The sequence below is a fragment of the Arthrobacter sp. Leaf141 genome (assembly GCF_001424565.1).
In the GTDB taxonomy this organism is placed as follows: Bacteria; Actinomycetota; Actinomycetes; order Actinomycetales; family Micrococcaceae; genus Arthrobacter.
Genome location: NZ_LMOL01000005.1, coordinates 858,759 through 872,149, shown reverse-complemented (window position 1 = coordinate 872,149; position 13,391 = coordinate 858,759). Strand labels below are relative to the sequence as shown.

General features: G+C 65.6%; 11 protein-coding genes. 9 read left to right on the top strand and 2 right to left on the bottom strand.

Going from position 1 to position 13,391, the window contains the following annotated elements; translation table 11 throughout:
- Positions 1–313: 313 nt before the first annotated feature.
- The 6 genes from ASF72_RS06535 to ASF72_RS06510 all read left to right on the top strand — a co-directional run bounded on the left by ASF72_RS06535 (position 314) and on the right by ASF72_RS06510 (position 9,491).
- On the top strand, positions 314–1,000 hold the full coding sequence (locus ASF72_RS06535; protein WP_050685495.1) for a fasciclin domain-containing protein: 687 nt from the start codon (positions 314–316) through the stop codon (positions 998–1,000).
- 176 nt (positions 1,001–1,176) lie between these two features.
- Positions 1,177–2,847: an ABC transporter substrate-binding protein gene (locus ASF72_RS06530; protein WP_200933621.1), complete on the top strand. Its 1,671-nt coding sequence runs from the start codon at positions 1,177–1,179 to the stop codon at positions 2,845–2,847.
- Positions 2,848–2,926: 79 nt separating this feature from the next.
- Positions 2,927–4,429 (top strand): malate:quinone oxidoreductase, encoded by a 1,503-nt coding sequence (locus ASF72_RS06525; protein WP_050685496.1) that lies wholly within the window; start codon positions 2,927–2,929, stop codon positions 4,427–4,429.
- A gap of 63 nt (positions 4,430–4,492) precedes the next feature.
- On the top strand, positions 4,493–7,726 hold the full coding sequence (locus ASF72_RS06520) for an efflux RND transporter permease subunit (RefSeq protein WP_056597316.1): 3,234 nt from the start codon (positions 4,493–4,495) through the stop codon (positions 7,724–7,726).
- Positions 7,727–7,914: 188 nt separating this feature from the next.
- A complete protein-coding gene (locus tag ASF72_RS06515; protein WP_056597314.1) occupies positions 7,915–9,021 on the top strand; it encodes an LLM class flavin-dependent oxidoreductase in 1,107 nt (368 codons plus the stop codon).
- Positions 9,021–9,491: a MarR family winged helix-turn-helix transcriptional regulator gene (locus ASF72_RS06510; RefSeq protein WP_050685499.1), complete on the top strand. Its 471-nt coding sequence runs from the start codon at positions 9,021–9,023 to the stop codon at positions 9,489–9,491. Before ASF72_RS06515 ends, ASF72_RS06510 begins: the two co-directional genes overlap by 1 nt.
- On the opposite strand, the gene ASF72_RS06505 is transcribed toward ASF72_RS06510, so the two are convergent.
- On the bottom strand, positions 9,488–10,294 hold the full coding sequence (locus ASF72_RS06505; protein ID WP_050685500.1) for a transglutaminase-like domain-containing protein: 807 nt from the start codon (positions 10,292–10,294) through the stop codon (positions 9,488–9,490). The genes ASF72_RS06510 and ASF72_RS06505 overlap by 4 nt on opposite strands.
- Positions 10,295–10,352: 58 nt before the next feature.
- Positions 10,353–11,156 carry a hypothetical protein gene (locus ASF72_RS06500; protein ID WP_056597312.1) on the bottom strand — a complete coding sequence of 268 codons (804 nt, stop codon included), beginning with the start codon at positions 11,154–11,156 and terminating at the stop codon, positions 10,353–10,355.
- Between the two features lie 143 nt (positions 11,157–11,299).
- On the opposite strand from ASF72_RS06500, the gene ASF72_RS06495 reads away from it, so the two are divergent.
- The 3 genes from ASF72_RS06495 to ASF72_RS06485 are packed head-to-tail and all read left to right on the top strand — an operon-like array spanning position 11,300 to position 13,382.
- Positions 11,300–11,962 carry a DUF1684 domain-containing protein gene (locus ASF72_RS06495; protein ID WP_050685502.1) on the top strand — a complete coding sequence of 221 codons (663 nt, stop codon included), beginning with the start codon at positions 11,300–11,302 and terminating at the stop codon, positions 11,960–11,962.
- Between the two features lie 4 nt (positions 11,963–11,966).
- Positions 11,967–12,830, top strand: coding sequence for a fumarylacetoacetate hydrolase family protein (locus ASF72_RS06490; protein ID WP_056597310.1), 864 nt, complete (start codon positions 11,967–11,969; stop codon positions 12,828–12,830).
- 60 nt (positions 12,831–12,890) lie between these two features.
- Positions 12,891–13,382: a GtrA family protein gene (locus tag ASF72_RS06485; protein ID WP_050685504.1), complete on the top strand. Its 492-nt coding sequence runs from the start codon at positions 12,891–12,893 to the stop codon at positions 13,380–13,382.
- Positions 13,383–13,391 lie beyond the last annotated feature (9 nt).

Genomic DNA, 13,391 nt, shown 5'->3' with positions numbered 1-13,391 from the left:
TCAAGTCCCCCCTTGCGCACACAATGTAAAAGGTCCTCCCGGCAATGTGCCGGGAGGACCTTTTGGTTTAACTTCCATCGCCTGGCCGCCGGCGGGATGGGGATGCCGCGGAATCACGGCCCTGACGGCCCATGGCGGCGGCGTATTCCGTGTTTGAAAAAAAGATTTGGAAATCCACCCATCCCTCTCGGCACAGCTGCCGAATACCCATTGAGACACCGGCCGAGGGGCAGGTGCCCACCAGCCAGATAAACCCGGCAGGGAAACTTCATTTCCTTTCCCGGAAAATGCAATAAACCAAGGAGAAACCAAAATGCAGACTATTAAGCGCACAACTTTCACCGTCGCAGGCGTTGCTGCTGCAGCTCTGCTCAGCCTGACGGCATGTGGTGGAACCAGCACCCCGGCCGCCTCCTCTGCACCGGCGGAGTCGCCGTCCTCGATGGCCACCAGCATGGCACCGTCACCGTCGGCGTCATCGTCGGCCAGCGCCGACACGATGGATCCGGCAGCCAACCTGGTGGGCCCCGGTTGCGCCGGTTACGCCGCACAGGTTCCCACGGGTGCCGGCTCCGTTGAAGGCATGGCCCTTGATCCGGTCGCTGTTGCCGCCTCCAACAACCCCATCCTCACCACCCTCACCGCTGCCGTCTCCGGCAAGCTGAACCCGAAGGTGGACCTGGTGGACACCCTCAACGGTGGCGAATTTACGGTCTTCGCACCGGTGGATGACGCCTTCGCCAAGATCGACGCCGCCACCATCGAAACACTCAAGACCGATGATGCCCTGCTCAGCAAGATCCTGACCTACCACGTTGTTCCCGGCCAGATCACCCCGGACAAGATCGCCGGCACCCACGCCACGGTCCAGGGCGGATCCGTCACGGTTGCCGGCAGCGGCGACGCCCTGACGGTCGACGGCGCCAACGTGATCTGCGGCGGCGTCAAGACCAAAAACGCCACCGTTTACCTCATCGACTCGGTGCTGATGCCCAAGTAAGTCCCGGCCACCTTCGGAACTGCAGCATCACTGAAGCCGGGTCCACTCGCTGGAGTGGACCCGGCTTTGCTGCGCCCGGCGCCGTTCCCCACCTCCGAGGCAGCGGCGGCACCTTCTACTAGACTGGGGTCCGGCCCGCACATCGCGGAGCCGGCAAATCCAGAGGTGATAAACGAGTGCCCAGCAGTACTTCCCGGCGGACGGTGATCAAAAGCGGCGCCCTCCTCCTGGCACTGGGTGTGACCGGATGCACGGGCGTCCCGTCCCCGTCGCCGTCGTCGGGTTTCCCCAGCTCCGCCGCTGCCGCTGAACCCGGCGCCACCTTCAACTTCGGCACGGCCGCGCAGCCCCTGGGGCTCGACCCCGCATTATCCAGCGATGTTGAGTCGCAGCGCATCACCCGCCAGATCCTCGAAGGCCTGGTGGGCGTGGACCAGACCACCGGCAAACCAACGCCCCTGCTCGCCACCGAGTGGACCGAATCCAACGAGGGCCGGACCTACACCTTCAAACTCCGCGGCGGTGTCACGTTCCATGACGGCACACCCTTTGACGCGGAAGCCGTGTGCACCAACTTCAACAGATGGTTCGCGTTCTCCCCGGACCTGCAGCGGCAGGCGCCCGGCAGCTCGTTCAAGGGTGTTTTCAAGGCCCACGCCGATGAACCGGACCTGTCCATCTTCAAAAGCTGCACCGCCCTGGCAGCGGACACCGTGCAGCTGGACCTGACCCAGCGGTTCACTGCGTTCCTGCAGGCCCTGACGCTGCCCGCGTTCGCCATCGCGTCCCCCGCTGCCCTGGCCGCCGGCAACGCCAACGTCCTGGACCGGCAGAAAAGCGGCCAGCCGCTGTCTGCCTTCGGCACCAACCCTGTGGGTACGGGCCCGTTCAGCCTCAGCAGCTGGGACGAGGGCAGCGTTACCCTGGTCACCAATTCCTCCTACTGGGGGGACCGCGGCCAGATCGGCACCATCAATTTTATGGCCTACGACCACCCGCAGACCCGCCTCCAGGCATTGCTGGACGGCAAAATCGACGGCTACGACGCCGTGACCGTGGGCAACTTTGACCAGTTGGTCAAGCGCGGCAAGCAGATCGTCCAGCGCGATCCGTTCTCTGTGATGTACGTGGGCATGAACCAGGCAGTCGGCATCCTGGCAAACCTCAAAGTCCGCCAGGCGATCGAGCTGGCCATCGATAAGGAGACCCTGATCCGCAGGTTCTTCATCGACAACACGGCCAAGGCCACCCAGTTCGTGCCGCCCAAAATCAGCGGCTTCAACAACAACGCACCGGAACTTGGGCACGACCTTGCCAAGGCCAAGCAGTACCTGAAGGACGCAGGCTACGCCGGGGAAGAACTGAAGTTCTACTACCCCTTGAACGTCACCAGGCCCTACCTCCCCACGCCGGAAAAGGTGTACGCCGAGATCAGCCGGCAGCTGACCGCTGCCGGCTTGAACATCCGGCCCGTTCCCGTGGAGTGGTCCGAGGGCTACCTCCAGAAGGTCCAGTCCCCCGGCGACCATGCCCTGCACCTGCTCGGCTGGAACGGCTCCTATTCGGACGCGGAAAACTTTGTTGGACCCCTGTTCGGGGAGAAGAACGGCGAGTTCGGCTATCAGGACCCACAGGTCTTCTCCAAGATCAACAGGGCCCGCAGCATGCCCGAGGGGGAGGAACGGGATGAGCAGTATCACACCATCAATGACCAGATCGCTGCGACCGTCCCGGCCGTGCCCATCGCCTTCCCCATCTCCGCCCTGGCCCTCTCGGACCGTGTGGTCAGCTATCCGGCGTCCCCTGTCTTAAACGAAGTTTTTACAAAGGTCCAACTGAAGCCTTGACGCGCTGCCCCAATTTCAGTATGTAGGCAGACCGGGGATATTCTGTGACAGCCAGAGCCGCTGCAATCGGAGACTGATCGTGACTTTCATTTCCAAGACCCACCATGCCGACGTTGTCCTGATCGGCGGTGGCATCATGAGCGCCACGCTCGGGGCATTCATCAAGCAGCTGGAACCCAATTGGACCGTTTCGCTGTTTGAACGCCTGGACGAGCCGGGGCTGGAAAGCTCGGATCCGTGGAACAACGCAGGCACCGGCCACGCCGCCCTCTGCGAACTGAATTACTCGCCCGCGGCCAAGGACGGTTCGGTGAGCCCGTCGAAGGCGCTGGTCATCAACGAACAGTTCCAGCTGTCGCGGCAGTTCTGGTCCCATCTGGTGGACCAGAAGCTGATCGGCTCCCCCAAGGGCTTCATCAACACCGTGCCGCATATGAGCTTCGTGATCGGCGAGGACCACACCAAATTCCTGAAGACCCGCTATGAGGCGTTGAAGCCGCACCCGCTCTTCCGCAGCATGGAGTACTCCGAGGACCACGCGCAGATCGCCAAATGGGCACCGCTGATCGTCAAGGGCCGCGACCCGAAGCAGCGCGTTGCCGCAACCCGTGCGGCCGAGGGGACCGACGTCGACTTCGGTGCACTCACCCGTGAGCTGACCACGTACCTGGGGAACAACGGCGTCGAAATCAACTACGGCCATTCCGTCACCGGGATTTCCAAGGCGTCCGACGGCGGCTGGGACCTTTCGCTGAAATACCCCAAATCCGGGGAACACAGCAAGATCCACGCCAAGTTTGTGTTTGTGGGCGCCGGCGGCGGCGCACTCCACCTCCTGCAGGCCTCCGGGATCCCCGAGAGCAAGGGCTACGGCGGGTTCCCCGTCTCCGGCCAGTTCTTCCGCTGTACCGATGAGGACATCGCCGCCCAACACAGCGCCAAGGTGTACGGGCAGGCCTCCGTAGGCGCCCCGCCCATGTCCGTCCCGCACCTGGACACCCGGTACGTCAACGGCAAGCGCTCCCTGCTGTTCGGCCCGTACGCCGGTTTCTCCACCAACTTCCTGAAAAACGGCTCGTACCTGGACCTGCCCCTGTCCATCCGGCCCAGCAACATCATTCCGATGCTGGCCGTGGCCAAGGACAACATGGACCTCACCGCCTACCTGGTTAAGGAAGTGGCCAAGCGCCACGGCGACAAGGTCGAGGCCCTGCGCGAGTACTACCCCGAAGCCAAGGACGGCGACTGGGAACTGATCACCGCCGGCCAGCGTGTACAGATCATCAAGAAGGATCCACAGAAGGGCGGCATCCTCCAGTTCGGTACTGAAGTGATCGCCGGCCGCGACGGCTCCATCGGCGCCCTCCTGGGTGCCTCGCCCGGAGCCTCCACCGCTGTTCCCATCATGATCGAACTGCTGCAGAAGACGTTCCCCAAGAACTTCAAGGGCTGGCAGGGCAAGCTCAAGGAAATGATGCCCGGCTACGGCGTCAAGCTTGACGAGAACCCGGAGCTCGCCGCCGAACTCGAGCTGGCCACGGCGTCCTCGCTGCAGCTGGAAGGCGTTTCCGCCGGCCGCTGACCCCAGGTCAGCGCCGGCACCGCAGGGTCCGTTCCCGTTCCCCAACCCACAGGAGACCATGCGATGTTCCGGCTGGCGCACCTTTCACTTGCAAACCGGGCCCTGATCGCACTGATCACCGTTTTCGCCTCCGTCTTCGGCGTGCTGACCATGACGTCGCTGAAGCAGGAACTCATTCCATCAATTGAGTTCCCGCAGATCACGGTCCTGACGGCCATGCCCGGGGCCTCGCCGGAGGTGGTGGACAAGCAGGTAAGCGGCCCGCTGGAAACCGCCCTGAACGGGGTGGAGGGCCTGGAATCAACATCCTCCACCTCCCGCAATGGTGTGTCCCAGATAAGCCTGGTGTTTACGTACGGGTCGAACCTGGACCGGGCCCGGAACCAGATCGACAGGGCCATCTCCAACGCCAAGCGGTCCCTGCCGGACGATGTCCAGCCCCAGGCCATTGCGGGCAGCATCAGCGACTTCCCCATCGTGTTCCTGGCCGTCTCCTCGGACAAGTCCCTGAGCGAGCTCAACGCCGACCTGCTGCGGCTGAGCGTACCCCGGCTGCAGAAGATCGACGGCGTCCGTGGCGCCGACGTGACCGGCGGCGCCACCCAACACATCGAAATCCTGCCCCGGCAGGATGACCTGGCCGCTGCGGGCGCGGGAATCACCGCCATCCGGGACGCCCTGGCGAACAACGGGGCCCTGGTACCCGTGGGGACCGTCCAGGAGCAGGGCAAGACCCTGTCCCTGCAGATCGGCAGCCCGGTGGATTCCCTGGACGCCATCAAGGCGCTGCCGCTCTCCGGCGCCAAGGGTGCTGCCACCATCGGTACGGTGGCGGACGTGTCCTTGAAGGATGACGAGCGCACCTCCATCACCCGGACCAACGGTGCCGAAACCCTTGCCGTCTCCGTCACCAAAAAACCCGAGGGCGACACTGTGGGCATCTCCCACGCTGTCCGCGACACCCTGGCGGACCTTGAGGCCGAACTGGGCTCAAATGCCAAGTTCACGCCTGTGTTTGACCAGGCGCCCTTCATCGAAAAGTCCATCAAAGACCTCACCACCGAAGGCCTGCTGGGCCTGGGGTTCGCGGTGGCTGTCATCCTGGTGTTCCTGATGTCGGCACGCTCCACCCTGGTGACTGCGGTGTCCATCCCGCTCTCGCTACTCATCACCTTCATTGGCCTGTCGGCCACCGGCTACTCCCTGAACATCCTGACCCTTGGCGCCCTCACCATTGCCATCGGCCGGGTGGTGGATGACTCCATCGTGGTGATCGAGAACATCAAACGTCACCTGAGCTACGGCGAGGAAAAGGTCACGGCGATCCTGACCGCCATCCGGGAAGTGGCCGGGGCCATCACCGCCTCAACCCTGACCACAGTGGCGGTGTTCCTGCCCATCGCCTTTGTGGGTGAGCTCGCCGGCGAGCTGTTCCGGCCCTTCGCCCTGACGGTCACCATGGCGCTGCTGGCTTCCCTGCTGGTGTCCCTGACCATTGTCCCCGTCCTGGCTTACTGGTTCCTGAAGAATCCAGGCGCCGCTGCCGTGGGTGCCGTGGCCGGCTCACCAACGGCCCGTACACAGGCAGCCGAGGCACGCGGCAAGGCGCTGGAGAGCGAACAGCGCAGCAGGCTCCAACGCGGCTACCTTCCCATCCTGAACAAAACCCAGAAACACCCCGTCATCACGCTGGTGGCGGCCGTCCTGGTCCTGGGCGCCACCGGCGCCATGACGCCACTGCTGGCCACCAACCTGTTGGGCAACTCCGGCCAGAACAGCCTCACTGTCCGGCAGGTGCTTCCCGCCGGCACCAGCCTGGCGGAAACCAGTGCGGCGGCCATCCGGCTGGAGACGGTCCTCCGGGGCATCGACGGCATCAAGGATGTCCAGGTCACTTCCGGCAACGCCACCGCCGGTTTTGCCGCCCTGACCTCCAGCGGGTCGTCCAATTCCACCTTCACGGTGGTCACCGACGAGAAAGCCGACCAGGAGCTGCTGCAGGAGACGGTCCGCTCCGAACTCACACAGGTCCCCGATTCCGGCAAGGTCTCCGTGGGCACCCAGCAGGGCGGGTTTGGCACGTCCTCCACCGTGGACATCACCCTCAAGGCCGCCACCACGGCGGACCTGCAGGCCGCCAGCGACGCGATGGTGGCGGCAATGACGGGTGTGCCGGGAACCAGCGAAGTGGCAACCAACCTTGCGGCCAGCCAGCCGGTGGTGCAGGTGAAGGTTGACCGCGCCAAAACCGTTGCAGCCGGACTGAACGAGGAACAGGTGGCCGGCGTCCTCGCCGCTACCATCAGCCCCGTCCCCGCCGGCGAGGTGCGGATCGACACCAACGATTTCCCGGTCCGGATCGGCCAGGGCACCAAGTTCACCAGCATCGATGCCGTCCGGAACATTCCCCTGCCGGCGGGCCCCGGAACGGTGACCCTGGGCAGCGTGGCAGCCGTGGAGCAGGTGGACGTGCCGGTTTCCATCACCGCCAGCAACGGGCAGCGGACCGCGCGGGTGTCCGTGACGCCGTCGGGATCCAACCTTGGTGCCGTGAATACCGAAGTCCAGGCCCGCCTGGCCGATGTGCAGCTTCCCGCCGGGGTGACTGCCGAAATCGGCGGGGCCACCACCCAGCAGGCCGAATCATTCCAGCAGCTGGGGCTGGCACTGCTCGCCGCGATCGCCATTGTGTACGTGATCATGGTGGCCACGTTCAAGTCGCTGATCCAGCCGCTGATCCTGCTGGTCTCCGTTCCGTTTGCCGCCACCGGCGCCGTGGCGCTGCTGCTCCTGACGGGGGTCCCGCTGGGGTTGCCGTCGCTGATCGGCATGCTGATGCTGGTGGGCATTGTGGTGACCAATGCGATTGTCCTGATCGACCTGATCAACCAATACCGCCAGCCACGCGACGGCCGGCCCGGAATGAGCGTGGCCGATGCCATCACGCACGGTGCCCGGCAGCGGCTGCGGCCCATCCTGATGACGGCCCTGGCTACCGTCTTTGCGCTCACGCCCATGGCCGTGGGGCTCACCGGCGGCGGCGGCTTCATCTCGCAGCCCCTTGCCGTGGTGGTGATTGGCGGGCTCATCTCCTCCACCGCGCTGACCCTCGTCCTTGTCCCGGTGCTGTACCGGCTGGTGGAAGGCCGCCGGGAACGGAAACAGTTACTGAAGGACCTCCGCCAGCGGCCGGACTACCGGGCGGGCGCCCGTGTGGACAATGAATTCAATGACTGGACCACCGGTATGGTGCCCAAGGTCAGCGGCCGCCGGGCCGCCCCCGGCAGCCCCGAATAGCGGCGGGAACCAAGCAGGCCCACACCGGAGATCCGGTGCGGGCCTGTTGCGTTAACCCCTGGCTGCCACGCGGCGGGACAGGGAATATTCCGGACGGCATCGCGTTACAGAGGGTGATAGATGCAAATGCATCTATCTTGGACTACACTGGAACCAAGCCAGCAAGACCAGGATCGGAAAGGCACATCATGCAAATCGGTGTATTCAGCGTCAGCGACATCACCCCGGACCCCGTCACGGGCCGGGTCCCCACCGAAAACGAACGCATCAAGGCCTCGGTGGCCATCGCCAAAAAAGTCGAGGAAATCGGCATGGATGTCTACGCCATCGGCGAGCACCACAACCGGCCGTTCTTCTCCTCCTCCCCCACCACCACGCTGGCCTTCATCGCCGCCCAGACGGAGCGGATTACGCTCTCCACAGCCACCACGCTGATCACCACGAATGATCCCGTCAAGATCGCCGAGGACTTCGCGATGCTCCAGCACCTCGCGGATGGCCGCGTGGACCTGGTTCTGGGCCGCGGCAACACCGCTCCCGTGTACCCCTGGTTCGGCAAGAACATCCAGGACGGGGTGGAGCTGGCCATTGAGAACTACAGCCTGCTGCGCAAGCTGTGGGACGAGGACACCGTGAACTGGTCCGGGAAGTTCCGCACCCCGCTGCAGAACTTCACTTCCACGCCCCGGCCCCTGGACGGAGTGGCACCGTTTGTGTGGCACGGCTCCATCCGCACGCCGCAGATCGCCGAGGTGGCCGCGTACTACGGTGACGGGTTCTTCGCCAACAACATCTTCTGGCCAAAAGAGCACTACCAGCAGCTGATCAGCCTGTACCGGGAACGCTACGAGCACTACGGCCATGGCACTGCGGACCAGGCGATCGTGGGCCTGGGTGGCCAGTTCTTTATGCGGAAGAACTCCCAGGACGCTGTCAAGGAGTTCCGCCCCTACTTCGACAACGCCCCGGTCTACGGCCACGGCCCGTCGCTGGAGGACTTCACCTCGCAGACTCCGCTGACGGTGGGCAGCCCGCAGGAGGTCATCGAGAAGACGCTTACCTTCCGTGAGTACTTCGGCGACTACCAGCGCCAGCTGTTCCTGATCGACCACGCCGGCCTGCCCCTGAAGACGGTCCTGGAGCAGCTGGACCTGTTCGGTGAGGAAGTCCTTCCCGTCCTGCGCAAGGAATACGCCGACAAGAAGCCCGCCCACGTCCCCGAGCCGCCCACCCACGCCAACCGCGTGGATGCGCAGCTTGCCAAGGACGCGGCCAAAACCACCGCGGACGCATAATGTCCAGCGGAAAGCCGGAATCGCCGGTCCGTCTCGCTGCGGAAACCTGGGAGTCGTTGTTCAGGGCCCAGGTGGCGGTGATGCGGAAACTGCAGCAGGGACCGGCTTTCCGCCAGCTCGCGCTGAACGAGTACGATGTGCTGTTCACGCTGTCCCGCTGCCCCTCCGGCTGGCTGCGGCTCAACGAACTCAACGACAATGTCCTCTTGAGCCAGTCAAGCCTCAGCCGGCTGGTGGAGCGGCTTCAAAAGCGGGGGCTGGTGGATCGGATGCCCGCCCCGGAGGACGGCCGCGGCGTCCTGCTGAGGTTGACTGATGCCGGCAGGGAACTGCAGAAGGAGATCGGCCGCGAACACGTCCGGGACATCTCCGCGCTGGTGACTCCGGCGCTGACCCCCGCGGAGCAGAAAGAACTGGCACGGCTGACGGACAAGCTCCGCAGCTCACTGGGCCAGCTGCCACCGCACTAGCCCAGGACCTGCAGGCGGTCCGGGTCCTCCACCGGCAGGACGCCGTTGACCACGGCCGTGACCTGCATCCTGCTCAGCGTCAGGCTGCCGCCGATGGTGGACAGGAAGGCGGTGTCTGCGGAGTCCCGGCCGGCAGTGATCCGGAGCATTGACTCCCGCGGGGCCAGTCCGGTGGGATCAATCACGTGCCAGGCCCCGGCCACAAAGGCCTCGGCAACGGCATGGAAGTCCATGGGGTACAGGCCGGGCGCGTAGACAGCGGCAAGCCGGGCCGGGATGTCCTTGGACCGCAGCAGCGCTATGGCCAGGTGCGCGAAGTCCCGGCATACGCCGCGGCGGCTGAGGAGGGTCTCCACCGCGCCGTCCGTTCCGCGCGAGGAGCCGCTGAGGTAGCGCAGTTCCCCGTGCACCCAGTTGCGGACGGCCGTCAGCAGGGCGCCGTCCCGCAACTGGCCAAACTCCGCGTAGGCGGTGGGCAGGAGCCGGTCCGACTCCGCGTAGCGGCTGGGCCTGACGTAACGGATGCGGTCCGCGAGGGTTGCCTCTTCCGGCTGCGCCCGGCCGGACACCGTGGCCGAATAGTGCACGGTGACCTCTGCCGGGTCGGTGAACTCCATGTAGTGGAGCCGCCCGCCGTGGTGGTCCGCCACCTCGGTCAGTGGCACCTCCCCGCCGCCGCTGCTCACGGACAGCGATTCGGCGAAGGATGAGTACCCATCGTTGCGGGCCGCAGCGACGGCCATGGCTACTTTGGTGTTGGCGGCGGTTTTGAAAACCAGGTGTGCTGTAACAGTACGTTCCATGTCGCTTCCGGGGGTGTTGGCAGGAGGTGAACGGGGTCCCGGCACACGGGCTGCGGGACTAGGGTGAAACCTTCAGAGACATTAGCATCCGCTGGACGTTGGCGAATTCAGTCCCCTCATTGGCGTAGGCGGCGGCCTGCGCCAACGTATCGAAGGCCTTGGCCGGGGCCACCAACTCATCCGTTGCATAGGCCTTCAGCGCCGGCACATCGCCGAACGAGTAGTCGCCTATCGCCGCGGGCCCCCGCACCGTGTTCCGCAGTTCACAGGCCAGGTTGCCCGCTCCACCCACCACGTTGGTGATGCCGTAGGAACCGAAATACCGGTAGCCCTGGATCACCCGGAACACCACGCGTGGCGGGATGGTGGCCTCACCGGACAGGGCCGGCAGGTCCACCGGCACGCTGCTGATCACGGTGTACGGTTTCCGGGATCCTTCAGGGCAGTCAACGGCCGACGCCGGCAGTCCGGTCTGCAGGGCGGCCATAAAGGTGCCGTCGGGCTTCTTCACCTCGATTTTCAGGGCGCCCGGCAGCGTCCCCGCTGCCGGCGACACGGACTGGGCGATCCAATCCTGCGGCAGGTCGAAGCTGACTTTCCGGCCGGCGTCGGCAAATGTCTTCCATACCGCAGCGGTGGCCACCGGCCGGGCAGTGTCCGTGGCTGAGGGGCTTGCTGATGCCGCCTCCGTTCCTTCCGGTGACGCGGTGCCATCCGGCGATGCAGTGCCCTGCGTTACGGCAGTGTCTTCCGGCTGGGCAGTCCAGGCCGGTGCCGGGGCCGACGGGGCGGAACACCCAGCCAGCACGGCGGCGGCAACTGCCGTCGCGAGCATTGTCCTTGCAGCCGGCGCGCGCTTCATGCGCCCCAGCCTAGTCCGCGGGGTGACCCGACGGCGTGTAGGCGAGCCACGGCTTGCCGGTGCCGCAGGCCCGGACGGCGGACACCTGCCGGGCGTGTCGCCGTCGGACGTCTTCAGCCGTCCCTGGCACTAGGCTGTTTGGTATGGCGGAAGACCAGCACAGCGCACCCGAGGAATCACTGGCGGACATCTCCGCCCTGGACATTGCCGACTGGCGGCTGCGGACGTATTCCCTGTACGACAATGTCCGCCGGATTTCTGCGGACAACCCGGCCGAAGCCCACTCGTACTGGCGCCACCAGCGCGACCTGATGTTTGCCACCCATCCGGCCTCGGCACTGACCAAAGCCGACAAATCAAACTTTTCGGGCCTGCGGACCGCTGACTACGACCCCATCTACCGGTTCCATGTGCCGCTCACCAAAGAAGGCGCCGGCCGGGAGATGACTGTTGAGACGGGTACCGACGGGACGGTCCATTTTGTCCGGCTGGGCACGTTCGACCTGCCGGAAATGGGCCAGCTGGCCGTTTGGAAGCTGCAGGGTTACGGCGGCGGAATTTTTGTCCCGTTCCGGGACGCCACCGCCGGCCAGCCCGGCGGCAGCTACGGGGCCGGCCGGTACCTGCTGGACACCATCAAGGGCGCCTTCCACGGCGTCAGCGGCTCCGGACCGGACGCCGAGTTCGTACTCGACTTCAACTTTGCGTACAACCCGTCGTGCGCCTACAACGAGGCTTGGGCGTGCCCGCTGGCCGGCCCCTCCAACCGGCTGGCCGTGGACATCCCTGTGGGCGAGCTGTACTGAGCCCATGACCACCATCCCGCGCCGCCTTGCCCGCGTACGCCCCACTGACCCTGCAACGGCCGCGGAACAATTTTTTGTGGCCAGCGCGGCCACCGGAACCGGGACCGATGGGGACTGGACAGACCGGGACGGGACCTGGACGGTCATCGGGACGCCCTTTCCAGGCTCGGCGGCCAACGCATCAAGCCCGTGGCGCGACAGCTGGCAGCTGGGGGCAACCGTGGCGCGGGACGCATTTACTTTCCTGGCCCCCAGCGCGCCGGCCAACGTGCTGGGCATGGCCCACAACACGGGACCGGCCGGACGGGCGCAGCCGCCCCAGGCCTTCCACAAAGCAGCCACGAGCGTGGTGGGGCCAGGTGTTGCGATCGAACTGGCGCCCGGGATGCGCCAGGTGGAACCGGAAGCCGAGCTGGCAGTGGTCATCGGCACCACATCCCGCGGCCTGACGCTGGCTACCGCCCGTGCTGCAGTCCTGGGGTTTACCATCGCCAACGACGTCACCTGCCGGGACCTGCAGAAATCCGACGCGCTGTGGATCAGTGCCAAAAGCCAGGACACCTTCACGCCCGCCGGGCCATGGATCACCACCGGCCTTGACGAGGCCGACCTGGCCGTGGGCGTAGTCCTCAACGGGAAGGCGCTGGAAACCGCCAGCACGGCGGACCTCGGCTGGAAAGTGGACGAAATCCTGGTGTACCTGACCGCGTTCATGACGCTCCACCCCGGCGACCTGGTCCTCACCGGGTTTCCGGCCGAGTGCCGTCCCCTGTCCCCCGGCGACACCGTCGCGTGCCGGGTGGAGGGCATCGGCGAGCTGGTCAACCCGGTGACAGCATCGGCGTGGCCCGGCCCCGTGCCGCAGTAACCCGCATGGTCCGGTCAGGCATGGTTCGGGGGCTGCCGGAACATATGTCAGGCTTAACGGATGGATTCGACCACTGCGCCTGCGGAAACAACGACGCAGCAGCCTACCCGGAGCTTTCCAGCAACCCGGCACTACCGGGGCCTCCTCCGCTTCCCGGTGGTCCGCCAGCTGATCCGCTTCTCCGGCGTTGGCGTCCTGTGCACCGCGGCGTCGCTGGCCCTGTACGCGCTGCTGCGGCCCTGGCTGGGTCCGCAGCTGGCCAATGCGGTGGCCCTGGTGCTGACGTCGCTGCTGAACACCGCCCTGAACAGGCGCCTGACCTTCAAGATTGAAGGCGGCAAGCGCAGGATCCGGGACCACCTGAACGGGCTGGTGGTCATTGTTGTGGCGCTGGTCATCACGGGTGGGAGCCTCGGCGTCCTGCACTGGCTGAATCCGGCTGCCACGGTGGGCGATGAGCTCCTCACCACCACACTCTCAGGGTTCCTGGCCACCGCCGTCCGGTTCACGCTCCTGCGGCACTGGATTTTCCGGCGGGCGCGGCACCGCTAGCGGCGTGCC

Coding starts and splice junctions, on each gene's coding strand:
- ASF72_RS06510 (WP_050685499.1), top strand. CDS start 9,021: ATGTCCAGCGGAAAGCCGGAATCGCCGGTCCGTCTCGCTGCGGAAACC.
- ASF72_RS06515 (WP_056597314.1), top strand. CDS start 7,915: ATGCAAATCGGTGTATTCAGCGTCAGCGACATCACCCCGGACCCCGTC.
- ASF72_RS06485 (WP_050685504.1), top strand. CDS start 12,891: ATGGATTCGACCACTGCGCCTGCGGAAACAACGACGCAGCAGCCTACC.
- ASF72_RS06495 (WP_050685502.1), top strand. CDS start 11,300: ATGGCGGAAGACCAGCACAGCGCACCCGAGGAATCACTGGCGGACATC.
- ASF72_RS06520 (WP_056597316.1), top strand. CDS start 4,493: ATGTTCCGGCTGGCGCACCTTTCACTTGCAAACCGGGCCCTGATCGCA.
- ASF72_RS06535 (WP_050685495.1), top strand. CDS start 314: ATGCAGACTATTAAGCGCACAACTTTCACCGTCGCAGGCGTTGCTGCT.
- ASF72_RS06490 (WP_056597310.1), top strand. CDS start 11,967: ATGACCACCATCCCGCGCCGCCTTGCCCGCGTACGCCCCACTGACCCT.
- ASF72_RS06500 (WP_056597312.1), bottom strand. CDS start 11,156: ATGAAGCGCGCGCCGGCTGCAAGGACAATGCTCGCGACGGCAGTTGCC.
- ASF72_RS06505 (WP_050685500.1), bottom strand. CDS start 10,294: ATGGAACGTACTGTTACAGCACACCTGGTTTTCAAAACCGCCGCCAAC.